The sequence below is a fragment of the Streptomyces sp. N50 genome, assembly GCF_033335955.1.
GTDB lineage: Bacteria > Actinomycetota > Actinomycetes > Streptomycetales > Streptomycetaceae > Streptomyces.
Map to the genome: position 1 here is coordinate 4978132 of NZ_CP137549.1, position 26073 is coordinate 5004204.

A 26073-nucleotide genomic window follows, 5' to 3' on the forward strand; every position below is an offset into this window, starting at 1 on the left:
AGCACTTGCCGACCAGACTTCCCGGCACACCTTGGCGCGTTCTTGACGCTTTACTTAGCTTACCTAAGGTGCGGCGGGATAGGTCCTGCGGATCTCACATCTAGGGGGTTCTACGGGTCGTACGGGCACGTCTACGGGTCTCACCGTATGCGCGAAAGGGACGCCCGGCACGTTCGCCGCCGAGCGCCCCTTCTCGTCGTATCCGCAGGTCAGTCCTCGCTGGGCGCGGCCGGGAGCTTGTCCTGGATCAGGGTCATGACCGTGGAGTCGGTCAGGGTCGTGACGTCTCCCAGCTGACGGTTCTCCGCCACGTCCCGCAGCAGGCGGCGCATGATCTTGCCGGAGCGGGTCTTCGGCAGCTCGGCCACCGGGAGGATCCGCTTGGGCTTGGCGATCGGGCCCAGCACGGCGCCGACGTGGTTGCGCAGGTCGGCGACGAGGTTCTCGTCCTCGGCGTTCGCCGTGCCGCGCAGGATGACGAAGGCGACGATCGCCTGTCCGGTGGTCTCGTCCGCCGCTCCCACTACGGCAGCCTCGGCGACGGCGGGGTGCGAGACGAGCGCCGACTCGACCTCGGTGGTCGAGATGTTGTGCCCGGACACGAGCATCACGTCGTCCACGCGGCCGAGCAGCCAGATGTCGCCGTCGTCGTCCTTCTTCGCGCCGTCACCGGCGAAGTACCTGCCCGGGAACCGCGACCAGTACGTGTCGAGGAACCGCTGGTCGTCGCCCCAGATCGTGCGCAGCATCGACGGCCACGGCTCGGTCAGGACGAGGTAACCGCCGCCGCCGTTCGGGACCTCGTTGGCCTCGTCGTCGACGACCGTCGCGGAGATGCCGGGCAGCGGGGTCTGCGCGGAACCGGGCTTGGTCGCGGTCACGCCCGGCAGCGGCGAGATCATCATCGCGCCGGTCTCGGTCTGCCACCAGGTGTCCACGATCGGCGTCCTGTCGGCGCCGATGTGCTTGCGGTACCAGATCCACGCCTCGGGGTTGATCGGCTCGCCGACCGAGCCCAGGATGCGCAGGCTGCTGAGGTCGAACTTCGCGGGGATGTCGTCGCCCCACTTCATGAACGTACGGATCGCGGTCGGCGCCGTGTACAGGATCGTCACCCCGTACTTCTGGACGATCTCCCAGAAGCGGCCCTGGTGCGGGGTGTCGGGGGTGCCCTCGTACATGACCTGGGTCGCGCCGTTCGCCAGCGGGCCGTAGACGATGTACGAGTGGCCGGTGACCCAGCCGACGTCGGCCGTGCACCAGTAGACGTCGGTCTCCGGCTTGAGGTCGAAGACCGCGTGGTGGGTGTACGCGGCCTGGGTGAGGTAGCCGCCGGAGGTGTGCAGGATGCCCTTGGGCTTACCCGTAGTACCCGAGGTGTACAGGATGAACAGCGGCTGCTCGGCCTCGAACGCCTCGGGCGTGTGCTCCGCCGACTGCCGGTCGACGATCTCGTGCCACCACACGTCCCGCTCGTCGTTCCACGCGACGTCCTGGCCCGTACGGCGGACCACGAGCACGTGCTCGACGCCGCTGTCCGCGCGGTCGACCGCGTCGTCCACGGCCGGCTTCAGCGCGGACGGCTTGCCGCGCCGCCAGCCGCCGTCCGTGGTGATGACGACCTTGGCGTCCGCGTCCTGGATGCGGGTCGCGAGCGCGTCCGCCGAGAAACCGCCGAAGACGACGGAGTGCGCGGCGCCGATCCGGGCGCAGGCGAGCATCGCGACCGCCGTCTCCGGGATCATCGGCATGTAGACGGCGACCCGGTCGCCCTTCTGAACTCCCAGTTCCAGCAGGGCGTTCGCGGCCTTGGAGACCTCGTCCTTCAGCTCGGCGTAGGTGATCGCGCGGCTGTCGCCGGGCTCGCCCTCGAAGTGGATGGCGACGCGATCGCCGTTGCCCGCCTCGACGTGCCGGTCCACGCAGTTGTACGCCACGTTGAGCGTGCCGTCCTTGAACCACTTGGCGAACGGCGGGTTCGACCAGTCCAGCGTCTCGCTCGGCTCCTTCGCCCAGCTCAGCCGGCGGGCCTGCGCGGCCCAGAAGCCGAGCCGGTCAGCCTTGGCCTGCTCATACGCCTCCGCCGTGACATTGGCGTTCGCCGCCAGGTCGGCGGGGGGTGCGAACCTGCGCTCCTCGCGCAACAGGTTGGCCAGGCTTTCGTTGCTCACGGCATCTGCCTTTCCCAGGGTGTCCGTTGTGTCCCGGGCCAGCTCATCAGACCCGGGGGTCCGATGACAAGGGTCGTCGAAATATTGGTTTAGACCTGTCATCGGACCCACGGTCAGAGGCGCGTGGCGGGGGTCTTTCGTACCCACGGACGCCGGGTGAACAAGGTTCAGGCCGACATGTCCGCCACCCCCACCCCGTCGAACAACTGGTCCCCGTCCTCCTCGCTCAACAAGTACGCCTGCGCCTCCCCCACATGGAAATACATCCCGTGCAGCTCCACCGCCCCCTCCCGCAACGCCCGAGCCACCGACTCGTGCCCCCGCAGATGCTCCAACTGCTGCACCACATTGGTCAGACACAACTGCTCTACGGCGTCTGCGGGCGCCCTTCCGGCAAGCCGCGCCCAGGGCCGGCCGTCGTCGGCCATCCGCTCCAGGCTCGGCAGCCCGTGCCGCAGCCACCGCTTGAGCGGCGTCTGCGCGCCCTCGGGCTCGGAGTTGAGCAGCGCCTGCATGGCCCCGCACCCCGAGTGCCCGCACACCGTGATCGATCTCACGCGCAGTACGTCCACCGCGTACTCGATCGCCGCGGCCACCGAGTCGTCCCCGCTCTCCTCGCCGGGCGGCGGCACGAGGTTGCCCACGTTCCGCACGACGAACAGGTCGCCGGGACCACTGGAGGTGATCATCGACGTCACCAGCCGCGAGTCGGCACAGGTCAGGAAGAGCTGCGAGGGCCGCTGCCCTTCCCTGGCCAGCCGGGCCAGCTCGCCCCGCACGAGGGGCGCGGTGTCGCGCTGGAACGCGCTGATGCCACGGGCGAGTTGGTGGCCACCGGGACCGGTGCCGGGGGTGGTGCCGGTCCCGGGGTGGGTGTCCGGGCTGGTGCCTGCGCCTGTACTTGTGCCTGCGCCTGCGCCTGTGCCTGCGCCTGCGCCTGTGCCTGCGCCGAGGTGGGGTCCGGTGCCGGGGAGGGTTCCGGCTCCGGGGTCGGTCGGCTCGGCGGTGCCGGGCGCGGGGCGGTCCGCCGGCTGGTCCGTCGGCTCGGCCGGGTGTCCGTCGGCCAGGGCGGAACGCCGGTGGTCGCACTGGTGGTTGCGCCAGGGCGTCCAGGGGTGGCAGCGGCAGACGGTGGACGTCGTCGGCCCGCCGGTCGTGGCGTCGGCCGTGGTGCGGGCCGGAGCCTCGGTCGTCGTACCGCTCGTCGCGCCGGTCGCGGTGTCGGTCAGTGCCGCCTCGATCCCGGTGCGGTCCGGGCCGGTGTCGCGAACTCCCGTGCGCCGTCCGGTCAGTTCGGCGGAGCCTCCACGCGCGGTGTGCGCGTTCTGCCAGTCCTGCAGTGACTCGTACGCCGCGTGGTCCATGAACGAACCGTCCAACTCCACGACGACGTGCGTGCCTTGGGGTACGAGATGCAGGGTGCGGCTGAGCCGCGGCACCGCGAGAAACGTCAACTGCCCTCGGACGTGTACGTGATGGACTCCTTCCTTCTCGTCGTGCTCGTGCGTGATGCGGGTGTGGGCAAGGCGGTTGAGGGCTACGGCGACGGCCACGGTGACCCCGAGGAGCACGCCCTCCAGGACGCCGAGGAAGACCACGCCGAGGGTGGTGACGGCGTAGACCAGGACTTCGCGGTGGCGGGTCACCGTGCGGATGTGGTGCAGGGACACCATCTGGATGCCGACGGCCATCACGAGTGCGGCGAGCGAAGCGAGGGGGATCAGCTCCAGCACCGGGACCATCAGCAGCGCGGCTACCACTACGAGAACGCCGTGCAGCATCGTGGAGTTCCGGCTCACGGCACCGGCTTGCACATTCGCCGAACTCCGTACGGCCACGCCCGCGACCGGTAGTCCGCCGAGTGCGCCGGAGACGATGTTGGCGGCGCCCTGGCCCAGCAGTTCGCGGTTCAGGTCGGCGCGGCCGGCGCGGGCGGAGAGCCCGGGCTGCCCGGCGACCAGCTTGTCCACGGCGACCGCGCCGAGCAGCGACTGCACGCTGCACACCAGCGTGGTGGTGAGCACGGCGGCGGCGATGCCGAGCACCGGGCCCTCGGGAAGTCCGGCCAGCGCGTGGCTGCTCCAGGACGGCAGGTCGACCTTGGCGAGGCTCAGCCCGGTGAGGGACGCGGTGAGCGTGGCTCCGGCGACGGCGATGAGCGCGGCCGGGATCTTGCGCATCAGGTGACCGAGTCGGCCGGGGACGCGCGGCCACAGCAGCAGAAGGGCCAGCGTCAGCACGCTCATCGCCACGTCGGCTGGGTGCAGGTCCGCCAACTGGGCAGGCAGGGCACGGAGGTTGGCGAGGACCGAGCTCTGCGGGGTGCCGCCCAGCACGATGTGCAGCTGGGCGACGGCGATGGTGACTCCGATGCCGGCGAGCATGCCGTGCACGATCGCGGGGCTGACGGCGAGCGCGGTGCGGGCCACGCGCACGCAGCCCAGGGCGAGTTGGGCGAGGCCCGCGAGCACGGTGATCGCGCAGGTCGTACGCCAGCCGTAACGGTGGATCAGGTCGGCGGTGACCACGGTGAGTCCGGCGGCCGGGCCGCTGACCTGGAGGGGGCAGCCGCCGAGCAGGCCGGCGACGAGGCCGCCCGCGGCGGCGGCGACCAGGCCGGCCTGGAGGGGCGCGCCGGTGGCGAGGGCGATGCCGAGGGACAGGGGGAGGGCGATCAGGAAGACCGCGATGGAGGCCGACACATCGGCGCCCGCGATACGGAAACGGCGGGGCGCGGGCGGCGGCGGGCTGTGGGGTGGGTGGACGCGCTTCGTCCGATGCGCGTTCGCGTTCGCAGTCGAGTCGGTGGCGCGGGTGGGTACGCAGGCTGACATGTCTTCCCGTCTCCTCCGGGGCAGCGCGGTCGCGGAACTGGTGGCCCCCGTCGATGGCGGGGGTCGGTCGCGGCCGTGGGGTCACGGCGTGCAGCGGCGGGATATCTCAACGCTCGGTAAACGGATCGTAATGCAGAGTAAAGCTCAAGCATAGACTTTGCTGGCGAATGGGCTAATAAGTCACCTCGTGGAGTGAAGTGGAAATTTCATCGGCTTGTCGTACTAATCCCACCTTCGGCCCCGTGTCACCTTGGCGGCGCTGCCGGGATTCCCGGCACATCGCCAGAGAACGCCCTGATCGGCGTCGGTCCGAACGAAGGAAGAAGGTGGGCGGACATGGCCGCCACCCAGAGGATCACCGCGGGCGCCGTGATCGCCGCGGCCTGTGCCGCGTCGCTCGCCGGTTGCGCGATCGGTGACAACGGTTCCCCGCAGGGAGCGCACGGTCCGCACAAGGCGGCGCCCGCCCCGGCACCCAAGAGCGGAGTCCGCCTGATCGGGGACGGCTCCACGTCGTACACCGGGGCGCAGCCGCATCTGCCCAGACCCGAGCGGCTCAAGCCCGGCCAGAAGCCCCCGCAGTTCGTGGTCTTCTCCTTCGACGGCGCCGGTGAGGACAGCCAGAAGCTGTTCTCCCACTTCCGCAAGGTCTCCAAGGCCAACCACGCGAACATGACGTACTTCCTCAGCGGCGTGTACATGCTGCCGGAGGACAAGCGCGACCTCTACAAGCCCCCGGAGCACTCGCCGGGCAGCTCGGACATCGGCTTCAACGACGAGCAGGGCATCGCCGACACCGTGAAGCAGCTGCGCCTGGCGTGGCTGGAGGGCAACGAGATCGGCACCCACTTCAACGGTCACTTCTGCGGCAAGAACGGCGGGGTCGGCGAGTGGTCGGTCGCCGAGTGGAAGAGCGAGATCGCCCAGGCGAAGCAGTTCGTGAAGACCTGGAAGACCAACTCCGGGATGAAGAAGGCGTCTTCACTGCCCTTCGACTACGACAAGGAACTCGTCGGCGCCCGCACGCCCTGCCTGGAGGGCCAGGCCAACTTCATGAAGGCGGCGAGCCAGCTGGGCTTCCGCTACGACACCAGCGGGGTCAACGACCAGATCTGGCCCAAGAAGAAGGAGGGGCTGTGGGACCTGTCCATGCAGCTCGTCCCCTTCCCCGGCCACACCTACGAGCAGCTGACCATGGACTACAACTTCATGGTCAACCAGTCCGGCACGCAGACCCAGGGCGACCCCGACAAGTTCGACCAGTGGGGCGACGAGATGCGTGACGGCCTGCTCAAGGGCTTCGACCGCGCCTACGACGGCAACCGCGCGCCCCTGGTCATCGGCAACCACTTCGAGTCCTGGAACGGCGGCACGTACATGCGTGCCCTGGACGAGGTCATCGAGAAGGTCTGCAACAAGCCCGAGGTGCGCTGCGTCTCCTTCCGGCAGCTGTCCGACTGGCTGGACGCCCAGGACCCGGCGACCCTGGCGAAGCTGCGCACCCTGAACGTCGGCGAGGCGCCCAAGCCGGGCTGGACGTCCTTCCTGACCGGCCGCCCCGCCCCGGCCCCGAAGGGTGTCCCCGGGGCGCCGGCGGTCAAGCAGTAGGCGCTGCCGGTCATGCGGTGAGCGGCAGTTGGGAGAGGGCGCGCCTCACGCATCGCTTCACGCGGTGGCGGTGACGCTCTCGTCGAGCACGAACCCGGGGTCGACCTGCGCGGCCAGGTCGGCCCCGGTGCGCTCATTGCCCCAACTCCGCGCGTTCTTCAGGTGGAAGTGCACCATCTGCCGCGTGTAGCGCTCCCAGTCGCGCAGTTCGTACGTCGCGTCGGCGGCGATCTCCAGCAGGCGCAGGGCGCGGCGGTTGGCGTCCTCCAGGAGCTCGAACCGGGGCGGCCGGCCCTTCTCCATGGCACGCACCCAGTCCGAGTGCCCCACCGTCACGAGCAGATCGTCCCCGACCTCGGCGCGGAGGAAGTCGAGGTCGTCCTGGCCTTGCACCTTGTTGCCGACGACCTTCAGGACGACCCCGAAGTCGCGGGCGTACTCCTTGTACTGGCGATAGACGGAGACCCCCTTCCGGGTCGGCTCGGCCACCAGGAACGTGATGTCGAAGCGGGTGAACATGCCGGAGGCGAAGGAGTCCGAGCCCGCCGTCATGTCCACCACGACGAACTCGTCGCGCCCGTCCACCAGGTGGTTCAGGCACAGCTCCACCGCTCCCGTCTTGGAGTGGTAGCAGGAAACCCCCAGGTCGGCGTCCGTGAAGGGGCCCGTGACCATCAAACGGACGGCGCCGCCGTCGAGTTCCACCAGTCGCGCACAGGCGTCGTAGACCGGATTGTTCTCGCGCACCCGCAGCAGCCGCGAGCCCTGGCCGGGCGGGGTGGTCTTGATCATCGTGTCGGCGGAGGCGATGCGCGGGTTGGTGCCGCGCAAGTAGTCCTTGATCAGGGGGAGGTGCTCGCCGAGTGCGGGCAGCGCGGCGGCCTCGGACTCGTCCAGGCCGAGGGCGGGGCCCAGGTGCTGGTTGATGTCCGCGTCGACGGCGACGACCGGTTGGGCGGTGGCCGCGAGGTGGCGGACGAACAGGGAGGACAGGGTGGTCTTCCCGCTGCCGCCCTTCCCGACGAAAGCAATTTTCATGTTCACGAAGCGTAGTCGCGTCATTGCTGTACGTGACAGGTGCGCGTGAAGAAGACCACTCAATCGTGGGGCGGACCCCTGGGATGGCTACTGTCGTACTCATGAGTACGACAGGTGCGACCGCCGATCCGCTCGCGGCCCTGGGCACACTGCCCGGAGTGGCCGAGTCCGTCGAGTCCATGCGCAAGGCCGTGGACCGGGTCTACGGGCACCGCGTCATGCGGCGCCGCAGCAATGAGCTCACCGCCGAGGCGGCCCTGCGCGGCGCGCGCGGTTCGGCCGCGCTGTCCGGGGCCGACTGGGCTCTCGAAGAGGTACGTCGGCGCACCGACTTCAGCGGCGACGCGGAGGCCCGCACGATGGGCGCGGCCCTCCGGCTGTCCGCCGAGGCGGGCCAACTGCTGTCCATCTGGCGGCAGTCGCCCCTCCGGGTGCTCGCCCGGCTGCACCTGGTGGCGGCCGCGAGCAACGACGACACGGTCGGCAGGCCGCGACAGCAGGGGGAACCGGTCGACGAGCCGCTCATCGAACTGCCGCTGCCCGGCGCCGCCGAGGTGTCCGGGCGGCTGGACGGACTCGCGGACCTGGTCATCGCGGGCGGTTCGGCACCGGCGCTGGTGACGGCCGCCGTCGTGCACGGCGAACTGCTCGCCCTGCGCCCCTTCACCTCCCGCAACGGCCTGGTCGCGCGCACCGCCGAGCGGATCGTCCTCATCGGCAGCGGCCTCGACCCGAAGTCCGTGTGCCCGGCGGAGGTCGGCCACGCCGAACTGGGGCGCGCGGCCTATCTGGCGGCGCTGGACGGTTACGTATCGGGCACCCCGGAGGGCATGGCCGCCTGGATCGCGCACTGCGGCAAGGCGGTCGAACTGGGAGCGCGCGAGTCGACGGCGGTGTGCGAGGCGTTGCAGCGCGGCGCCGCCTAGCAGTGAGCGTCGATATGAAAAAGGCCCCCTACTGGGGGGCCGTTACAAGGGTGCGGCGGTACGAGGATTCGTACCGCCGCTGGCATGTTCCACCGGGTTACCAAGCGTCCTCGAAATATTGCCCATCAGGTCGGGAACCTGGCCCGTCACCTGGTGCGGCTGGCCCGTAATCGACGGGTCGACGTCGCGTGGGTGCTCGGTGTTCATGCGCGGTCCGTGGGCCAAATGCGTTATTAAGGTGATCCTTTCGGATGTCCTTGGTCTCGCGGGCCGTTGAATCCTTTGTACTCCAGCCCTGGAGGAAGCGGAACCCCTGGCCGCGGTTCTTTACTTTTACGTTCAAAGGGTCACTAACCGGCGTAAACGGTCGCCGCCTTGCGCCGGCTCGCGTACCAGACGAGCCCCGCCGTCGCCGCCGCGGCACCCACGGCCGCCGCCACGACCAGCGCCGGGCGGGGCGGTACGGAGAGCACGGGCAGTCGCTGCTTGAGCCGGACCGGGCGGTTGAAGTCCAGAATCGGCCACCCGCGCGCGAGTGCCTCGCGGCGCAGCGTGCGGTCCGGGTTCACGGCGTAGGGGTGGCCCACGGACTCCAGCATCGGCACATCGGTCGCCGAGTCGCTGTAGGCGAAGCAGCGGTCGAGGTCGTACCCCTCGGACTGGGCCAGCTCCTTGATCGCCTCGGCCTTCGTCGGGCCGTACGCGTAGTACTCCACCTCGCCGGTGAAGCAACCGTCGTCGCCCACGACCATGCGGGTCGCCACCACCCGGTCCGCGCCCAGGAGTTCACCGATCGGCTCGACCACCTCGGCGCCGGACGTGGACACGATCACGACGTCGCGGCCGGCGGTGTGGTGCTCCTCGATGAGGGAGGCCGCCTCGTCGTAGATGATCGGGTCGATCAGGTCGTGCAGCGTCTCGGCGACGATCTCCTTGACCTGCTGGACGTTCCAGCCGCGGCAGAGTGCGGACAGGTACTTCCGCATCCGTTCCATCTGATCGTGGTCGGCGCCGCCGGTGAGGAAGACGAACTGCGCATAGGCGGTCCGCAGGGCGGCCCTGCGGTTGATCAGTCCGCCTTGGTAGAAGGACTTGCCGAAGGTGAGCGTGCTCGACTTCGCAATGACCGTCTTGTCCAGGTCAAAGAAGGCTGCTGTGCGGGGCAAGGAGTGGTTTTCCACAACCCAGAGCATAGGCGCAGCCCATTCGGCGTAAGGTGAGGCGCGTGGGTTTGCCTGAGAGGCCTCTCGGGTACACCATGGAAGTCACGGATCGTTCGCGACCGTGCTAACGCGGTCCGGCTCCTCCCCCCCCGAGTCGGCCGTGAAGGCGACCCCCACTCTCCCCCCCGGTGGGGGTCGTCGCATGTCCGGACGCGTTTTCCCTCCCTGTACGTGGTCGTGAGGCCAACCCGAGGCGGCTGGTGCCGCCTTTTTTCATGCCCAGGGCTCGTCACCGTGCGTAGTTGGCGGACTGCGCTGTGGAACTCGCACAGACGCCAGTACAGGGGTCACCGGTATGGGTGAAGGCGATATTCACAGGCCCTGAGTTGTCCACAGTTTTCGACCAAGATCCACACGATTTCCGCGATGCCCGCACCGTGATTCCAACGCGTCCTCGCTCGCGGCGAGTTCATGGCCCGTTCCGTTTGTCGGACGCGTTTGGCCGGTTTCTGTCGGCCGTGCATATGGAGGGCCGGTCGCCGGTTCTCCGCACCTTTGGAAATCGCGGTGCCGCAGGGGTGACGCGAGAGACGCAGCGATGGGGGATGGAAAACATGGCCGGAACCGTCACACACGATTCGCCGCACGCGGCCGGAGGACGACAGGGCGGACCGCTGATCGTCACCGAGGACGCCGAACTCCTCGACGACCTGTTGCGCCTGTGCGCGGCGGCCGGCGCGACACCCGAGGTCCATCACGGGGTGCCGGAGCGCCAGGGCGGCTGGGAGACGGCACCGCTCGTCCTGGTCGGCGACGACGCGGCGCGGCGGGTGCGCGGGGCGGCCCGACGGCGCGGGGTGGTGCTGGTCGGCCGGGACCAGGACGACTCCGGGGTCTGGCGGCGAGCCGTCGAGATCGGCGCCGACCACGTCCTGATGCTGCCCGACGGCGAACCGTGGCTGGTCGACCGCATCGCCGACGTCGCCGAGGGCGTCGGCCGCCCCGCGCTCACCGTGGGCGTCATCGGCGGCCGAGGCGGGGCCGGAGCGTCCACGCTCGCGTGCGCCCTCGCCGTCACCTCCGCGCGTGAGGGGCTGCGCACGCTCCTGGTGGACGCGGATCCGCTGGGCGGCGGACTCGACGTGCTCCTCGGTGGCGAGACGGTGGAGGGCCTGCGCTGGCCCGCGTTCGCCGCCTCGCGCGGCCGGGTCGGCGGCGGCGCCCTGGAGGAGTCCCTTCCCGAGATCCACTCGCTCCGGGTGCTCAGTTGGGACCGCGGCGACTGCGTCGCCATCCCGCCCCAGGCGGTGCGGGCGGTGCTCGCCGCGGGCCGACGGCGCGGCGGCACGGTCGTGGTCGACCTGCCCCGCCGCATCGACGACGGGGTCGCCGAGGTCCTCGCCCAACTCGACGTGGGTCTCTTGGTGGTCCCCGCCGAACTGCGCGCCGTGGCGGCGGCCGGCCGGGTCGCGTCCGCCGTCGGCATGGTCCTGCGCGACCTCCGCGTGGCGGTACGGGGTCCGTACGCCTCCGGCCTCGACGACCGGGAGGTGGCCCGCCTGCTCGGCCTGCCCCTGGCCGGTGAAGTGCCGGTCGAATCGGGGCTGTTGCGGCCGCACGAGGGCAAGTCCCCGCCGGGCACGGCGGGGAAGGGGCCGTTGGCGCGGTTCTGCCGGGAGTTCCTGGAGCGGGCGTTGGTCGAGGCGGGTGGCGTATGAGGCGGGTGGTGAGGAGTGCGGGGGATTCCGGGAGGGGTGGTGCGGCGGGGGTCCTGGGGAGCGGGGTGTCTGGGCTTGCGGGGGCTGGGGGTTCGGTGGGTGTGTCGAGGGGTGGCGCGGACTTTGGGGAGGGGCGGTCGGCGGGAGTTTCGGCGGGTGGGGCGGTCGGGGTTGTGCGGGTGCGGGATTCGAGGGGTGCTTCGGGGCGGTGGGCTTCGGGTGGGGCCGTCGGGCTTGAGCGGGCGAGGGAGTCGAAGGGCGCTTCCGGGCGGTGGGCTTCGGGAGGGGCGGGGTGAGCGGGGCCGTTGGGAGCGATCGGGTGCGGGGCTCGGTGAGGGGTGCGGGTGAGGTCGGGGTGAGTGGGGTGATCGGGCGGGAGCGGGTGGTGGGTTCGGTGGGGAGTTCGGGTGAGGTCGGCGTGAGCAGGGCGGGCGGGGTTGGGTGGGTGCGGGATTCGGTGGGCGCTTCGGGGCGGTGGGCTTCGAGTGACGGCGGGGCGAGTGGTGGGGCGGCGATGCCCGTCGGGCTGCTCGACGGTGTGCGGCGGTGGCTGGCCGAGAGCGGGGGTGAGCCGACGCCCGCGCGGGTGGCGCAGGCGTTGCGGGAGCAGGGGCGGGTGCTGGGGGACGCCGAAGTCTTGGGCGCCGCCGAGCAGTTGCGGTCCGAGCTGGTGGGCAGCGGCCCGCTGGAGTCCCTGCTCGCCGACCCCTCCGTGACCGACGTCCTCGTGTCGGCCCCGGACCGGGTCTGGGTCGACCGGGGCGGTGGCCTGGAGCTGACCAACGTGTCCTTCCCGGACGCGGCAGCCGTACGACGCCTCGCGCAGCGCTTGGCCGCGGTGGCCGGACGCCGACTGGACGACGCCCGTCCCTGGGCCGACGCCCGGCTGCCCGACGGGACCCGTCTGCACGCCGTACTGCCCCCGGTCGCCGTCGGCTGCACCTGCCTGTCGCTGCGTGTCGTACGACCGCGCGCGTTCACGTTGGACGAGTTGGTCACGGCGGGCACGGTGCCGCCGGGCGGGGACCGCATCCTGCGGGCGCTGATCGAGGCACGGCTCTCGTTCCTGATCAGCGGTGGAACCGGTAGCGGCAAGACGACGTTGCTGAGCGCGCTGCTCGGGCTCGTCGGACCGGGGGAGCGGATCGTGCTCGCGGAGGACTCGGCGGAGTTGAAGCCGGACCATCCCCACGTCGTACGGCTGGAGAGCAGACCCGCCAACCAGGAGGGCGCCGGGCTCGTCACGCTCCAGGACCTGGTCCGCCAGGCACTCCGGATGCGGCCGGACCGGCTGGTCGTCGGCGAGGTGCGAGGCCCTGAGGTCGTCCACCTGCTCGCGGCGCTCAACACGGGCCACGAGGGCGGATGCGGCACCGTCCACGCGAACGCGGCGGCTGATGTGCCCGCCCGCCTGGAGGCCCTGGGGACGGCCGCCGGCCTCGACCGGGCGGCGCTGCACAGCCAGTTGGCGGCGGCCCTGTCGGTGGTCCTGCATCTCGTACGGGACCGGGCGGGGCGGCGACGGATCGCCGAGGTGCATGTCCTTGAGCGGGATGCGTCGGGGTTGGTGCGGACGGTGCCGGCGCTGCGGTGGGGGGTGGAGGCGTTCGCGTACGAGCGGGGGTGGGAGCGGTTGCGGGAGTTGATTCGGGTTGGGGGTGACGGGGGTTAGGGGCGGAGGTGGTCGCGGGGCTGGGGGTTGTGCGGGTCGGGCGGCGGGTGAGTTCGGAGGAGTGATGGACGTGAGTGCGGGATGGACGACAGCGAGGGGGAGTGGCGATGGGTGAGGTGTCGGTCGGGTTGGCCGCGGTGTGCGTCGGGGGCCTGGTCTGGTTGATGGGCGGGTGGCAGCCCGGGGCTCGGCGGGCGGAGTTGCTGTTCGCGGGTGGTGGGGGTGTGGGTGTCGGGCCGCCCTCGTGGGAGCGGGTCGTGGACGAACTGCGACGGGTCCGGGGGCGGTCGCGGGGCGAGTGGTGGACGCTGGGTGTCGGGCTGGTGCTCGCGGTGTTGGGGGCCTCGGTCATTCCGGTTGTCGCGGGGGCGGCCGGGGTGCCGTTGCTGCGGCGGGTGCGGTTGGCCGGGGAGGCGCGGCGGGCGCGGGAGTTGCGCGGGGACGCGGTGATCGCGCTGTGCTCGGCGCTTGCCGGGGAGGTGCGTGCTGGGCGGCAGCCGGGGGAGGCGCTGCTGCGGGCGGCGAGTGACTCCGGTGGGCTCGGTGAGGCGCAGGCCGGGGTGTTGGCGGCGGCGCGGTTCGGTGGCGATGTGCCGGGTGCGCTCGCCTCGGCGGCGCGACAGCCGGGAGCGGAGGGGCTGTTGGGGCTGGCCGCGTGCTGGCGGGTCGCGGTGGATCAGGGCGCCGGGCTTGCGGCGGGACTGGATCGGCTTGAAGGGGCGTTGCGTGCCGACCGGGATCAACGGGCCGATCTTCGCGCTCAGTTGGCGGGGGCGCGGGCTACTGCGGTGATGCTCGCCGGGTTGCCGGTGCTCGGGTTGTTGCTGGGGGCGGCGATGGGGGCCGATCCGTTGCGGGTGTTGCTGCACAGCGGGGCGGGGTTGGGGTGCCTGGTGGTTGGGGGGTTGCTGGAGGGCTTGGGGTTGTGGTGGGCGTTGCGGATCGTGCGGGGGGTGGAGGCGGCGTGAGTGGTGGTTGCCGGGAGGAGCGGTGCGGGTGGGGTGGGGCCGGGTTGGGGGTGGGTGGCTTCGGTTGTGTGCGGGGTGCGGGTGCGTTGTGGCTGGTCGCGCAGTTCCCCGCGCCCCTAGGGGGTCAGGGTGGGCGGGGTGAGAGGGCGCGGGTGTGTGGGGGTCTGAGCGTGGCCTCGCGGCGGAGCCCATATCGGCACAGCCCCGCGCCCCTAGGGCATCGGAGTGCGGGTGTGTGGGGGCTGGGCGCGTCCGCGCGGCGGAGTCGCATATCGATACAGCCGCGCGCCCCCAAGGGCATCGAGGTGGGCGAAGTACCGGGGATCGCCTGGTCGTCCCGGGGCTTGAAGGGGGGCCGGTGTTCGGCGGGAGCCCGGAGTGGTGTGGGCGTGGAAGTGGCAGTTGGTCGGAGTCGGTGGGAGGAGGCGGCGTGAGTGTGGAAGTTGTCCACAGGCTGGGGGTTGTTTTGGGGGCGGTGTTGGTCGTGGGGTGGTTGGCGCGGTGGCTGGACGGTGTGCGGTGTGAGCGGAGGGCGCGGCGACGGCTGGCCGGGCTGCTGCTTAGGGAGGTCCGGGGAGTTCGGGACGCTCGCGAAGTGGCTTCTGCCGGGCGGCGGTTCGAGGTTCGGGTCGTTGCGCGGAGGTGGTTGCCCGCGGTCGGTGTGGTGGGCGCCGGGTGGGTGTTGGTCGGTGGGGTCGTCGGGGTTGTGGTGGGTGCTGTCGTCGCCGTCGGGCTGTGGCAGTGGCGGCGTCGGCAGGTGGCCGGCGACACCGCCGCCGAGCGCGACGCCTCCACCGCGGCCCGTCAGCTCCCCCTCGCCGCCGATCTGCTGGCCGCCTGCATCGCCGCCGGAGCCTCGCCGGTGATCGCCTCCCAGGCCGTGGGAGAGGCCCTCTCGGGGCCCGTGGGGGAACGGCTGGCCCGTGCGGCGGCGGAGGTGCGGCTCGGTGGTGAACCAGCTGATGCCTGGCGGAGGTTGGCCGCGCTTCCGGGCGCCGGCCCGCTGGCCCGGCTGCTCGAACGGGCCGACGAGTCGGGGCTGCCCGCCGCCGGGCCGGTCGCACGGCTCGCGGCGGAGGCCCGCGCCGACTGGACCCGCACCACGACGGCACGGGCCCGGCGGGCGGCCGTTCTGATCACCGCGCCGGTGGGGCTGTGTTTCCTGCCCGCGTTCATCGCGGTCGGCGTACTGCCCGTGGTGATCGGGCTCGCGGGCGGGGCGGCGGGAGGAGGTGGCGGCTGACGGGAGGAGCGCGGTGGTGACGGACGTATGACGGACGACGGCTCAGCAAGTAAGTGAACTGACAGGAACCTCACGGGGGTTGAGATGTACAAGGCAGTGCAGGCGATGCGGGCAGTAGCGGTACGGGCCGTGCGAGCGGTGCGGGTACGGGCACGGATGGGGGCCTCGGCGCGCGGGGATGCCGGGATGGCCACCGCCGAGTACGCGATGGGGCTGGTCGCGGCGGTGGCGTTCGCTGTGGTGCTCTACAAGGTGGTGACCAGCGGGGCGGTCAGCGCGGAGTTGCAGAGCATCGTGAAGCGGGCCCTCGATGCGCAGGTGTGAACGGCGGGGCGGGGACCGGGGGTTCGTGACGGCGGAGGCGGCCGTGGTCCTGCCCGTGCTGGTGATGTTCGCGATGGCGCTGGTGTGGGGGCTGTTGGTGGTGGCCGCGCAGATCCAGTGCGTGGACGCGGCCCGTTCGGGCGCCCGGGCCGCGGCTCGGCAGGACCCGGCTGACGCGGTCGTCCGGGTGGTCCGGGACACGGCACCGCGCGGCGCGAAGGTCAGCGTGGCCCGGGAGGGCGACCAGGTCCATGTCGTCGTGGTCGCGAAACCGCCGGTGTTGAGCGGGCTGCCCTTCGAAGTGCGGGAGGAGGCCGTGGCGTTGGCGGAGGAGACGGTGGGCGAGGGGAGGGCGGGGCCGTGAGGTGTCGTGTGCGGGCCCGGGCCCTACGGGATGTGATTCCGGGCCTGGGACGCGTGATTCCCGCTCTGGGGCGGCGTATGAGATCCCCTCACTCGGACCGTGGGTCCGCCACCGTGTGGAGCCTCGGGGCGATGGCCGTGATGTGTGTCGTGTTCGGGGTCGTGCTGGCCCTGGGGCAGGCCGTGGTGGCCCGGCACCGTGCGGCCGGCGGTGCGGATCTCGCGGCGCTCGCGGCGGCGGATCACTGGGCGGAGGGCGGTACGGGGGCCTGTGTCCGGGCGGAGCGGGTGGCTCGGGCGCAGGGGACGCGGCTGGTGCGGTGTGCGGTCGTGGGCGAGACGTCGGACGTGACGGCGTCGGCGGGCCGGGGGCCGTTCGCGGCGGAGGTCAGGTCACGGGCGGGACCTGCGGGACCGGTACCGCCACCGGCGTCCGCGCCGCCCCCTGGAACACCGCCGTCCGCGCCGCCTCCCGAGGCTCCAGTGCCGGCCCCGCCACCGGCACCCTGAGCCGCCGGCCGGAGCCCGCGCGGTTCCTTGGAGCACCGGTGCCGTGTCGCCCCCTGCGGCATCGGTGCTCCAGCCCCTCCACCGGTCCCCGCGCCACCACCAGCCCCGCCGGTATCCGTAGCCGTAGTCCTGGCCGCCCGCCGATGCCGTGGCCGCGCCGCATGTCACCGATGCGGGGCTCGCCCGTTAAACCCCGCCCACCTTCTCCCCGGCCACCCCTCCGACATCTCCCGGTACCCCTCCCACACCCCCCGGCACCTCGCGCACGTCCTCCGGAGCTCCTCGTAGAAGTTCCGTCAGCAACCGCACAGCCCCCCGCTTGTGCAACGGCTCGTTGCCGTTGCCGCACTTGGGGGACTGGATGCAGGACGGGCAGCCGGCGTCGCATTCGCAGGAGGCGATGGCCTGGAGGGTGGCGGTGAGCCAGGCGCGGGCGGTGTGGAAGGCGCGTTCCGCGAAGCCCGCGCCGCCCGGGTGGCCGTCGTAGACGAAGACCGTGGGGAGCAGGGTGTCCGGGTGCAGGGGGACGGACACGCCGCCGATGTCCCAGCGGTCGCAGGTGGCGAAGAGGGGGAGCATGCCGATCGAGGCGTGTTCGGCGGCGTGGAGGGCGCCGCCGAGGATCTCGGGGTTGATGCGGGCGGCGTCGAGTTGGTCCTCCGTGACCGTCCACCAGACGGCGCGGGTGCGGAGGGTGCGAGGGGGGAGGTCGAGTTTTGATTCGCCGAGGACCTCACCCGTGATGACACGTCTGCGGAGGAAGGAGACGACCTGGTTGGTGACTTCGACGGAGCCGTAGCACAACCGGCCCTGGCCCCAGGGGACTTCGATGTCCGTCTCCAGGACGGAGATCGCCGTGGTGTCGCGGGCGACCGTCGAGTAGGGCGGGTTGGCCTCCTCGACCAGGGCGACCGAATCCTCCAGGTCCAGGGTGCGCACCAGGTACGTGCGGCCCTGGTGGAGGTGGACCGCGCCCTCGTGGACGGACGCGTGGGAGGCGGCCTCGTCGACCGTGCCCAGGAGGCGGCCCGTGCCGTTCTCGACGACCTGGACCGGCCGTCCGCCCCCGCCGCGGATGTCGGTGAGGTCGGCGGCCCGTTCGCGGCGCGTCCAGTGCCAGGCCTTCGCCCGGCGGCGGAGCAGCTTCGCGGCCTCCAGCTGCGGGAGCAGGTCCGCCGTCGCCGGGCCGAAGAGGGCCAAGTCGTCGTCGGTGAGGGGGAGTTCGGCCGCCGCCGCGCACAGGTGGGGGGCCAGGACGTACGGGTTGTCCGGGTCCAGGACCGTGGACTCCACCGGCTGGTCGAAGAGGGCCTCCGGGTGGTGGACGAGGAACGTGTCCAGGGGGTCGTCGCGGGCCACCAGGATGGCGAGCGCTCCCCGGCCGGAGCGTCCGGCGCGGCCCGCCTGCTGCCAGAGGGAGGCGCGGGTGCCGGGGTAGCCGGCGATCAGGACGGCGTCCAACCCGGAGACGTCGATGCCGAGTTCGAGGGCGGTGGTGGCGGCGAGGCCGAGCAACTCGCCGGAGTGGAGGGCGCGTTCGAGGGCGCGGCGCTCCTCGGGGAGGTAGCCGCCGCGGTAGGCGGCGACCCGGCGGGACAGGGAGCGGTCGACCTCGGCGAGGCGTTCCTGGGCGATCAGCGCGATGAGCTCGGCGCCGCGCCGGGACCGTACGAAGGCCACCGAGCGGACGCCCTGGACGGCGAGGTCGGTGAGGAGGTCGGCCGTCTCGGCGGTGGCCGTGCGGCGAACGGGTGCGCCCTTCTCGCCGTGGAGTTCGGTGAGCGGGGGCTCCCAGAGGGCGAACACCAGTTCACCGCGGGGTGAGGCGTCGTCGGCGACCTCGACGACCGGGAGGCCGGTGAGGCGGCGGGCGGCGACCGAGGGCTCGGCGGCGGTGGCGGAGGCGAGGAGGAAGACGGGGGAGGAGCCGTAGCGGGCGCAGAGGCGGCGCAGACGGCGCAGCACCTGGGCGACGTGGGAGCCGAAGACGCCCCGGTAGGTGTGACATTCGTCGATGACGACGTATTTGAGTGACTTCAGGAAGGAGGACCAGCGCGGGTGCGAGGGCAATATGCCGCGGTGGAGCATGTCGGGGTTGGTCAGGACGTAGTTGGCGTACTGGCGGACCCACTCGCGCTCCTCGAACGGAGTGTCGCCGTCGTACACGGCCGGGCGAACGGCATTGCCCAGCGGTTGTGAAAGTTCCTTCACGGAGCGCAGCTGGTCCGCTGCCAGGGCTTTTGTGGGCGCCAGGTAGAGCGCGGTGGTGCCGCGGCCGTTCGGCGCCTCGGAGCCGTCGAGGAGCGCGGAGAGGACCGGTACCAGATAAGCCAGCGACTTGCCCGAGGCGGTGCCTGTGGCAACGATCACTGACTCGCCGTCGAGGGCGTGCTCGGCGGCCTGTGCCTGGTGGGCCCAGGGGTGTTCGACACCGGCTTCCTGGACGGTGGCGATCACCTCCGCGCGAATCCGGTCAGGCCAGACGGCATGGCGGCCCTCGCGCGGGGGCAAGTGCTCCGTATGAGTGATGCGCGAAGCCCGGCTCGGTCCCGACGCCAGCCGGTCCAGAACCGTGCTCGGCGAGAGGCCGGACACGGGGTCCGCCGAGGGTCGATCGGTTCGCTGATTCTTGGCCATCGGCACCGAGTGTGTCACTGGCGTGACGGACAATGGAGCCAAGGCGTCGTGCACGCCCTGCGGTAAGTGATTGAATGCCATCGCGGCTGGCGAACCGTCCTGGGGGCTCTGCCGAGGTGTCCCATGGGATGACCGCTCGATAGCAAGGTGCTGGAGGATCCGTGGACCTGTCCCTGTCGACCCGTACCGTCGGCGATCGTACGGTCGTCGAGGTCGGTGGCGAAATCGACGTATATACCGCGCCCAAGTTGCGCGAACAGCTGGTCGAGCTGGTGAACGACGGGAGTTTCCACCTCGTCGTGGACATGGAGGGAGTCGACTTCCTCGACTCCACCGGGCTCGGTGTGCTGGTCGGCGGCCTGAAGCGGGTGCGTGCCCACGAGGGCTCGCTGCGCCTGGTCTGCAACCAGGAGCGCATTCTGAAGATCTTCCGTATCACCGGCCTCACCAAGGTGTTCCCGATTCACACCTCGGTCGAGGAAGCGGTGGCGGCCACCGACTGACCGACCTTTCCGGGAGCGGCGTGTGACCGCTCCCCGATCGGCCGTATAGACGACCGGTGGACCGGGCTTTCGGCGGCCCGGCCCTCCGACAGCACGCCCGTAGTCCCGAGGGGGATGCATGGCCACCGTTGAACTCCGCTTCAGCGCGCTGCCCGAGCACGTCAGGACCGCCCGTCTGGTGGCGGCAGCGGTGGCGCGCAGGGCCGGAGTGGACGAGGCCGTACTCGACGAGGTCAGACTCGCCGTAGGTGAGGCCTGCACCCGTGCCGTCGGGCTGCACCAGAGCAGTGGGATCACCGCCCCGGTGAAGGTGCTGCTGATCGAGGAGGAGAAGCAGTTCTCCATCGAGGTCGGCGACGAGGCACCACGCTCGGCTCCCGGCGACAAGGCGCCCGGGTCCCTGGGCGACGATCCGGACGCGGAGACCGAGGAGGACGAGATGGGCCTCGCTGTCATCAGCGGGCTCGTCGACGACGTCGAGGTCACCGCGGGAGAGCACGGCGGATCGATCCGTATGACCTGGCCGACGACCCCGCCGGCCACGACGCTTTCCTGAAAGAACGCCGCACACCACAGCCGAAGGGCCCTGCTGAGCAGGGCCCTTCGGCATTTCCGGGAGAGTACCGAGAGCGTGAGTTCTCCGCGCGGTGGAATTCGTGAATTGATTCACGATCGATGGCCGATCAATACCCGATCAATGCCCTGATCGGCCCCCCGATGATTTGATCAAGCGCCAATGCTTTTAAGGCATTACTATGCGAAGGCCAATTCCGTTTGCCGCGCTCTGTTTTGATCAGGTTCCGGTACCTACAATCCGTCCACATCTTGAGCTCAGCACAGGCGTCAAGGAGGACGAATGGCGGGGCTTTCTACCCCTCAGCAGTTTGATCACCCCACAACCTTCGCAGCAGCAGTCCTGACCGACGACAACCGCATCCTCGTGATGGTGATCGGCCTCGTGGCGCTGGCGGCGCTGGTGGTCGCGGGCATCCTGGTCCGCGAGGTCCTCGCGGCCGGCGAGGGCACCGACAGCATGAAGAAGATCGCGGCAGCGGTCCAGGAGGGCGCGAACGCCTATCTGGGACGGCAGTTGCGCACGGTCGGCGTATTCGCCGTGATCGTTTTCTTCCTGCTTCTGCTGCTTCCCGCGGACGACTGGAATCAGCGCGCCGGACGATCGATCTTCTTCCTGATCGGTGCGGTGTTCTCGGCGACCACCGGCTATATCGGCATGTGGCTCGCCGTACGCAGTAATGTCCGTGTCGCCGCGGCGGCCCGGGAAGCGACCCCGGCGGAGGGTGAGCCCGAAAAGGATCTCACCGCCGTCTCGCACAAAGCAATGAAGATCGCTTTCCGCACGGGCGGCGTCGTCGGCATGTTCACGGTGGGGCTCGGTCTGCTGGGCGCCTCGTGCGTGGTGCTGGTGTACGCGGCCGACGCGCCCAAGGTGCTGGAGGGATTCGGCCTAGGTGCCGCCCTCATCGCCATGTTCATGAGGGTCGGCGGCGGCATCTTCACCAAGGCCGCCGACGTCGGCGCCGACCTGGTCGGCAAGGTCGAGCAGGGCATCCCGGAGGACGACCCGCGCAACGCCGCGACCATCGCCGACAACGTGGGCGACAACGTCGGCGACTGCGCGGGCATGGCGGCCGACCTCTTCGAGTCGTACGCCGTGACGCTGGTCGCCGCGCTGATCCTCGGCAAGGCGGCCTTCGGCGACTCCGGGCTCGCCTTCCCGCTGCTCGTGCCGGCGATCGGTGTGATCACCGCCATGATCGGCATCTTCGCGGTGGCGCCACGCCGGACCGACCGCAGCGGCATGTCCGCGATCAACCGGGGGTTCTTCATCTCCGCGGTGATCTCGCTCGTGCTGGTGGCGGTCGCGGTCTTCGTGTACCTGCCGTCGAAGTACTCCGACCTCGACGGCGTCACCGACGCGGCGATCAAGGCCAAGGACGGCGATCCGCGGATCCTCGCGCTCGTCGCCGTGGCCATCGGCATCGTGCTCGCCGCGCTGATCCAGCAGCTGACGGGCTACTTCACGGAGACCAACCGCCGTCCCGTGATGGACATCGGCAAGACCTCGCTCACCGGCCCGGCCACCGTCATCCTCGCGGGCATCTCCCTCGGGCTCGAATCGGCCGTCTACACCGCCCTGTTGATCGGTCTCGCGGTCTACGGGGCGTTCCTGCTCGGCGGCGCCTCGATCATGCTGGCGCTGTTCGCGGTGGCGCTGGCCGGCACGGGGCTGCTCACCACGGTCGGTGTGATCGTCGCCATGGACACCTTCGGGCCGGTCTCCGACAACGCGCAGGGCATCGCCGAGATGTCCGGCGACGTCGAGGGCGCGGGCGCGCAGGTGCTCACCAATCTGGACGCGGTGGGCAACACCACCAAGGCCATCACGAAGGGCATCGCCATCGCCACCGCCGTCCTGGCGGCGTCGGCGCTCTTCGGGTCGTACCGGGACGCGATCGTGACCGCCGCCAACGACGTCGGCGAGAAGGTCTCGGGACCGGGCGCGCCGCTCAACCTGATGATGGACATCTCCCAGCCCAACAACCTGGTCGGGCTCATCGTCGGCGCCGCGGTCGTCTTCCTCTTCTCCGGGCTGGCGATCAACGCCGTCTCGCGCTCCGCGGGAGCCGTGGTCTACGAGGTGCGGCGGCAGTTCCGCGAGCACCCCGGGATCATGGACTACACCGAGACACCGGAGTACGGCCGCGTCGTCGACATCTGCACCAAGGACGCGCTGCGGGAGCTGGCCACGCCCGGTCTGCTCGCCGTGCTCACGCCGATCGCGGTCGGGTTCACGCTCGGCGTCGGCGCGCTCGGCTCGTTCCTGGCGGGCGCGATCGGCACCGGCACGCTGATGGCGGTCTTCCTCGCGAACTCGGGCGGTGCCTGGGACAACGCGAAGAAACTCGTCGAGGACGGCAACCACGGCGGCAAGGGCAGCGAGGCCCATGCCGCCACGGTGATCGGCGACACGGTCGGCGACCCGTTCAAGGACACCGCGGGCCCGGCCATCAACCCGCTGCTGAAGGTGATGAACCTCGTCGCACTGCTCATCGCGCCCGCGGTCATCAAGTTCAGCTACGGCGACGACAAGAACACCGGGGTGCGGATCGCCATCGCGGTCCTCGCGTTCCTCGTGATCGCCGTCTCGGTGTACATCTCCAAGCGGCGCGGGATCGCCGTGGGGGACGACGGTGACGACGCCGACCGGTCGGCCAAGTCGGCGGATCCTGCGGTCGTTTCGTAGCCGGTTCTACGACGTCCTGCTCAACGGGCGGGCGGGTGGCGCGAGTTGGAGGCGCCGCCCGCCCGTTCTGTCTGTGTTCAGACCTCCGCCGTGAGCCTTCTCTCGCTTGGTGCAAATGGCTTCAAAAGGTCTCCTATCGGACCTTAGGCCCGGAGGTGTGACCCGTCCGCCGTGTATGTTCCGGGGCCGAGAGCCATGGAAGGGACCAATCCGGTGAACAAGAAGCTCGCGGCCGCACTGTCCGGCGGTGCGGTACTGGTACTGGCGCTGTCGGGATGCGGCGGCGGTGGCGACGACAGCGACGCCAAGCTGGACGCCTGGGCCAAGCAGGTCTGCGTCGCGGTGCAGCCGCAGGCGAAGAAGATCGCGGACGCCAACACGGCGATCCAGAAGGAGACCTCGGACAACAGCACCCCGGAAGAGGTCCAGAAGACCGACTCGCAGGCCTTCCAGGACATGTCCGACGCCTACAAGGCGATCGGGGCCGCCGTGAACACCGCCGGGGCGCCGGACGTCGACAACGGCGCGAAGAAGCAGCAGGACGCGGTCAAGGAGCTCAACGACATCTCCGCGTCGTACGCCACCCTGAAGACGCAGATGGACGCTCTCAACACCAAGGACCAGGCGAAGTTCGCGGACGGCCTCAAGGGCATCGCGACCTCCCTGGACAAGCTCAGCACGAGCGGGAACGACGCCCTGAAGACCCTCGAAGAGGGCGATGTCGGCAAGGCGATGACCAAGCAGGAGGCGTGCAAGACGGCGACTCCGGTGGCTTCGTCGTCGGCGGCCTGATCCGGCCTGGGGGATGGTGTCCCCGTAGGGCGACTCCTGTGGACCGTCTCCTGTAGTCGGCGATATTTCAGGTGCTGAAAGATGCCCCGGTACGCGTGCGTGCCGGGGCCTTCGCCTGCGCGGGCGGCCGCGTCGGTCGGTGCCGGGCGCGGTGTCGGTGGGAGCGGCCACAATGGGGGTGTGAGTAACTCCACCCTGTCCACCCTGCCCGCATCCGACCGCCCGGAGGCCGCCGCCCGGCTCCGGGACGCCCTGCTCGGCGCCGCCTTCACCGCCGACGGACTGCTCGAACTGCTCGGTGCCCCCGCGTACGCGGCGCTGGCCCGCAGCGAGACCGTGCCGGCGCTCCGGGCGACCAGAGGCGACACCCCGCTGGAGACGCTGGTCCGGCTGTTCCTGCTCCAGCAGCCTGTGCCGCACGCACGCGTGGCGGACGTCCTGCCCGTCGCCGAGTGCGTCGAGAGCGGCTGGCTGGTGTCCGTGGGCACCGACGAGGTCGCCGCCACCGTGGACGTACGGCCGTACGGCGGGCCCGACGGCGAGGACTGGTTCATCGTGTCCGACCTGGGGTGCGCGGTCGGCGGGGCCGGCGGGATCGGCAGCCGGGAGGAAGGCGTCGTCCTCGGGGTGGGCGGCGCGTCCACCACGCTCGCGGGGATCACCGTACGGACGCCGGTCTCCGCCGCGCTCGACCTCGGCACCGGGTCCGGCATCCAGGCGCTGCACGCGGCCCGGCACGCCACGCGCGTGACGGCCACCGACCTCAACCCCCGTGCCCTGCACATCACCGCGCTCACCCTCGCGCTGTCCGGAGCACCGGCCGCCGACCTCCGCGAGGGCTCGCTCTTCGAGCCGGTCCGGGACGACGAGACGTACGAACTCATCGTGTCCAACCCGCCGTTCGTGATCTCGCCGGGCGCCCGGCTGACGTACCGCGACGGCGGGATGGGCGGGGACGATCTGTGCCGGTCGCTCGTTCAGCAGGCGGGAGATCGGCTGCGCGAGGGAGGATTCGCGCAGTTCCTCGCCAACTGGCAGCACGTGGAGGGGGAGGACTGGCAGGACCGGCTGCGCTCCTGGGTGCCGCGCGGGTGCGACGCCTGGATCGTGCAGCGCGAGGTCCAGGACGTCACGCAGTACGCCGAGTTGTGGCTCAGGGACGCGGGCGACCACCAGGGCGACACGGCCGCGTACGAGGCGCTCTACGACGCGTGGCTCGACGAGTTCGAGGCGCGCAAGGTCAGGGCCGTGGGCTTCGGCTGGATCACCCTCCGCCGGACGGGGTCCGACACGCCCTCGATCACCGTCGAGGAGTGGCCGCACCCGGTCGAGCAGCCGCTCGGGGACACCGTGCGGGAGCATTTCGACCGCGTCGACTATCTGCGCGCCCATGACGACGCGGCCCTGCTCGCCGCCCGCTTCAGGCTCGCCCCCGAGATCATCCAGGAACAGGTCGGGCTGCCCGGCGCCGAGGATCCCGAGCACGTCGTGCTGCGCCAGCACCGCGGCATGCGCCGGGCGACCAAGGTCGACACGGTCGGCGCGGGCTTCGCGGGCGTCTGCGACGGCACGTTGAGCGCGGGGCGCATCCTGGACGCCATTGCCCAACTCGTCGGCGAGGACCCGGTTCTGCTGCGTGACCGGACGCCGGCGCAGATCCGGTTGCTGGTGGAGCAGGGGTTCCTGGAGCCGGTGGGGTGACGGGGTGACGGGTGCCGGCGGCTGAACGGTGCGGGTGACGATCGGTTGCGGGCGGCTGACTGGCGCGAGCGACGATCGGTTGCGGGCGGCTAACTGGCACGGGGTGGTGGGCGGTTGGGGGTGGCTGGCCGTTTTCCGGGGCCGGAGCGGGTCTGTTGCCCTTGGCCGACTGGCCGTTCCCGGGCGGGAGTTGGCCTTGGTCGGGCGGTTGTTCTCGGGTGGGGGTTGGCCTCGGTCGGGCGGTTCTTTTCGGGTGGGGGTCGGCCTTGGTCGGGTGGTTGCTCCCGGTCGGCGCCCTCGTCCGCCGACCGGCTGCGCGCGGCGGCCGACCGCGACTGGGCTGCCGGTCTCGCGCGCCATCGGCCGTTTCCTACGGCCGGACCGACCATCGCGCCACCGAGCGCCCGCCGCGTCTGCCGACGACGCCGTATCCGCCGGCCGCCCTGCCGTACGGCGCCCCAGCCCCTCGCCGCCCCTGTCACGCCTGAGGCCTCCCCGTACCGCTGAGCCGCATGTGTCCGTGTCCGGCGAGATCGTTCGGATCGGTACGGAAAAGCCCTCTTGTCAGTGGCGGGTGCGAGGCTACTTTCAGAGACAGGTTCCGCGCGTCCTCGGGGGAGGCGCGCCGTCTCGGGGG

General features: G+C 71.0%; 20 protein-coding genes. 14 read left to right on the forward strand and 6 right to left on the reverse strand.

Features of this window, described 5'->3' with window-relative positions:
- Window positions 1–209: 209 nt before the first annotated feature.
- Together acs and R2B38_RS22255 are read right to left on the reverse strand one after the other, a co-directional pair.
- Window positions 210–2171 (reverse strand): acetate--CoA ligase, encoded by a 1962-nt coding sequence (gene acs / locus R2B38_RS22250; RefSeq protein WP_318017808.1) that lies wholly within the window; start codon window positions 2169–2171, stop codon window positions 210–212.
- 167 nt (window positions 2172–2338) lie between these two features.
- A complete protein-coding gene (locus R2B38_RS22255; RefSeq protein WP_318017809.1) occupies window positions 2339–5005 on the reverse strand; it encodes a bifunctional SulP family inorganic anion transporter/carbonic anhydrase in 2667 nt (888 codons plus the stop codon).
- Window positions 5006–5341: 336 nt separating this feature from the next.
- Between R2B38_RS22255 and R2B38_RS22260 the strand changes: the two genes are divergently transcribed.
- Window positions 5342–6613 (forward strand): hypothetical protein, encoded by a 1272-nt coding sequence (locus R2B38_RS22260; protein ID WP_318017810.1) that lies wholly within the window; start codon window positions 5342–5344, stop codon window positions 6611–6613.
- A gap of 57 nt (window positions 6614–6670) precedes the next feature.
- Here the strand turns inward: R2B38_RS22260 and R2B38_RS22265 are convergent, their stop codons facing one another.
- A complete protein-coding gene (locus R2B38_RS22265) occupies window positions 6671–7651 on the reverse strand; it encodes an ATP-binding protein (protein ID WP_318017811.1) in 981 nt (326 codons plus the stop codon).
- Between the two features lie 101 nt (window positions 7652–7752).
- Between R2B38_RS22265 and R2B38_RS22270 the strand changes: the two genes are divergently transcribed.
- Entirely contained in the window at window positions 7753–8577 is an 825-nt protein-coding gene (locus R2B38_RS22270; RefSeq protein ID WP_318017812.1) for an oxidoreductase, read from the forward strand.
- 42 nt (window positions 8578–8619) lie between these two features.
- On the opposite strand, the gene R2B38_RS22275 is transcribed toward R2B38_RS22270, so the two are convergent.
- Window positions 8620–8784, reverse strand: coding sequence for a hypothetical protein (locus tag R2B38_RS22275; RefSeq protein ID WP_318017813.1), 165 nt, complete (start codon window positions 8782–8784; stop codon window positions 8620–8622).
- 143 nt (window positions 8785–8927) lie between these two features.
- Window positions 8928–9770, reverse strand: a complete 843-nt coding sequence (locus tag R2B38_RS22280; RefSeq protein ID WP_033286987.1) for an HAD family hydrolase — start codon at window positions 9768–9770, stop codon at window positions 8928–8930.
- A gap of 584 nt (window positions 9771–10354) precedes the next feature.
- Between R2B38_RS22280 and ssd the strand changes: the two genes are divergently transcribed.
- The 7 genes from ssd (at window position 10355) to R2B38_RS22315 (ending at window position 16538) form a co-directional block, all read left to right on the forward strand.
- Window positions 10355–11458 (forward strand): septum site-determining protein Ssd, encoded by a 1104-nt coding sequence (gene ssd / locus R2B38_RS22285; RefSeq protein ID WP_318017814.1) that lies wholly within the window; start codon window positions 10355–10357, stop codon window positions 11456–11458.
- A 514-nt stretch (window positions 11459–11972) separates the two neighbouring features.
- Complete coding sequence (locus R2B38_RS22290; RefSeq protein WP_318017815.1) at window positions 11973–13130, forward strand: TadA family conjugal transfer-associated ATPase; 1158 nt, start codon at window positions 11973–11975, stop codon at window positions 13128–13130.
- Window positions 13131–13237: 107 nt separating this feature from the next.
- Window positions 13238–14098, forward strand: a complete 861-nt coding sequence (locus R2B38_RS22295; protein WP_318017816.1) for a type II secretion system F family protein — start codon at window positions 13238–13240, stop codon at window positions 14096–14098.
- 430 nt (window positions 14099–14528) lie between these two features.
- Window positions 14529–15341 carry a type II secretion system F family protein gene (locus R2B38_RS22300; RefSeq protein ID WP_318017817.1) on the forward strand — a complete coding sequence of 271 codons (813 nt, stop codon included), beginning with the start codon at window positions 14529–14531 and terminating at the stop codon, window positions 15339–15341.
- 84 nt (window positions 15342–15425) lie between these two features.
- Entirely contained in the window at window positions 15426–15665 is a 240-nt protein-coding gene (locus R2B38_RS22305; RefSeq protein WP_318017818.1) for a DUF4244 domain-containing protein, read from the forward strand.
- The gene (locus R2B38_RS22310; RefSeq protein WP_318017819.1) at window positions 15652–16029 is read left to right on the forward strand and encodes a TadE family type IV pilus minor pilin; all 378 of its coding nucleotides are present in this window, start codon (window positions 15652–15654) and stop codon (window positions 16027–16029) included. The genes R2B38_RS22305 and R2B38_RS22310 overlap by 14 nt, the downstream gene beginning before the upstream one ends.
- A 77-nt stretch (window positions 16030–16106) precedes the next feature.
- Entirely contained in the window at window positions 16107–16538 is a 432-nt protein-coding gene (locus R2B38_RS22315; RefSeq protein WP_318017820.1) for an Rv3654c family TadE-like protein, read from the forward strand.
- A 186-nt stretch (window positions 16539–16724) separates the two neighbouring features.
- On the opposite strand, the gene R2B38_RS22320 is transcribed toward R2B38_RS22315, so the two are convergent.
- On the reverse strand, window positions 16725–19256 hold the full coding sequence (locus R2B38_RS22320) for a DEAD/DEAH box helicase (protein ID WP_318017821.1): 2532 nt from the start codon (window positions 19254–19256) through the stop codon (window positions 16725–16727).
- Window positions 19257–19336: 80 nt separating this feature from the next.
- On the opposite strand from R2B38_RS22320, the gene bldG reads away from it, so the two are divergent.
- From bldG to R2B38_RS22345, 5 genes are all read left to right on the forward strand, one after another.
- On the forward strand, window positions 19337–19678 hold the full coding sequence (gene bldG, locus R2B38_RS22325) for an anti-sigma factor antagonist BldG (protein ID WP_003975386.1): 342 nt from the start codon (window positions 19337–19339) through the stop codon (window positions 19676–19678).
- A 118-nt stretch (window positions 19679–19796) separates the two neighbouring features.
- Window positions 19797–20234, forward strand: a complete 438-nt coding sequence (locus R2B38_RS22330) for an ATP-binding protein (protein ID WP_033286332.1) — start codon at window positions 19797–19799, stop codon at window positions 20232–20234.
- Between the two features lie 300 nt (window positions 20235–20534).
- Window positions 20535–22943 (forward strand): sodium-translocating pyrophosphatase, encoded by a 2409-nt coding sequence (locus R2B38_RS22335; protein ID WP_318017822.1) that lies wholly within the window; start codon window positions 20535–20537, stop codon window positions 22941–22943.
- Window positions 22944–23138: 195 nt separating this feature from the next.
- Entirely contained in the window at window positions 23139–23735 is a 597-nt protein-coding gene (locus tag R2B38_RS22340; RefSeq protein ID WP_318017823.1) for a small secreted protein, read from the forward strand.
- 180 nt (window positions 23736–23915) lie between these two features.
- Window positions 23916–25436 carry a class I SAM-dependent methyltransferase gene (locus R2B38_RS22345; RefSeq protein WP_318017824.1) on the forward strand — a complete coding sequence of 507 codons (1521 nt, stop codon included), beginning with the start codon at window positions 23916–23918 and terminating at the stop codon, window positions 25434–25436.
- Window positions 25437–26073 lie beyond the last annotated feature (637 nt).

What these genes read in the sequence shown, in the direction of transcription:
- R2B38_RS22255 (WP_318017809.1), bottom strand. Translation starts at nt 5,005, where the DNA reads ATGTCAGCCTGCGTACCCACCCGCGCCACCGACTCGACTGCGAACGCG.
- R2B38_RS22260 (WP_318017810.1), top strand. Translation starts at nt 5,342, where the DNA reads ATGGCCGCCACCCAGAGGATCACCGCGGGCGCCGTGATCGCCGCGGCC.
- R2B38_RS22265 (WP_318017811.1), bottom strand. Translation starts at nt 7,651, where the DNA reads ATGAAAATTGCTTTCGTCGGGAAGGGCGGCAGCGGGAAGACCACCCTG.
- R2B38_RS22270 (WP_318017812.1), top strand. Translation starts at nt 7,753, where the DNA reads ATGAGTACGACAGGTGCGACCGCCGATCCGCTCGCGGCCCTGGGCACA.
- R2B38_RS22275 (WP_318017813.1), bottom strand. Translation starts at nt 8,784, where the DNA reads ATGAACACCGAGCACCCACGCGACGTCGACCCGTCGATTACGGGCCAG.
- R2B38_RS22280 (WP_033286987.1), bottom strand. Translation starts at nt 9,770, where the DNA reads ATGCTCTGGGTTGTGGAAAACCACTCCTTGCCCCGCACAGCAGCCTTC.
- ssd (WP_318017814.1), top strand. Translation starts at nt 10,355, where the DNA reads ATGGCCGGAACCGTCACACACGATTCGCCGCACGCGGCCGGAGGACGA.
- R2B38_RS22290 (WP_318017815.1), top strand. Translation starts at nt 11,973, where the DNA reads ATGCCCGTCGGGCTGCTCGACGGTGTGCGGCGGTGGCTGGCCGAGAGC.
- R2B38_RS22295 (WP_318017816.1), top strand. Translation starts at nt 13,238, where the DNA reads ATGGGTGAGGTGTCGGTCGGGTTGGCCGCGGTGTGCGTCGGGGGCCTG.
- R2B38_RS22305 (WP_318017818.1), top strand. Translation starts at nt 15,426, where the DNA reads ATGTACAAGGCAGTGCAGGCGATGCGGGCAGTAGCGGTACGGGCCGTG.
- R2B38_RS22310 (WP_318017819.1), top strand. Translation starts at nt 15,652, where the DNA reads ATGCGCAGGTGTGAACGGCGGGGCGGGGACCGGGGGTTCGTGACGGCG.
- R2B38_RS22315 (WP_318017820.1), top strand. Translation starts at nt 16,107, where the DNA reads ATGAGATCCCCTCACTCGGACCGTGGGTCCGCCACCGTGTGGAGCCTC.
- R2B38_RS22320 (WP_318017821.1), bottom strand. Translation starts at nt 19,256, where the DNA reads ATGGCATTCAATCACTTACCGCAGGGCGTGCACGACGCCTTGGCTCCA.
- R2B38_RS22330 (WP_033286332.1), top strand. Translation starts at nt 19,797, where the DNA reads ATGGCCACCGTTGAACTCCGCTTCAGCGCGCTGCCCGAGCACGTCAGG.
- R2B38_RS22335 (WP_318017822.1), top strand. Translation starts at nt 20,535, where the DNA reads ATGGCGGGGCTTTCTACCCCTCAGCAGTTTGATCACCCCACAACCTTC.
- R2B38_RS22340 (WP_318017823.1), top strand. Translation starts at nt 23,139, where the DNA reads ATGGAAGGGACCAATCCGGTGAACAAGAAGCTCGCGGCCGCACTGTCC.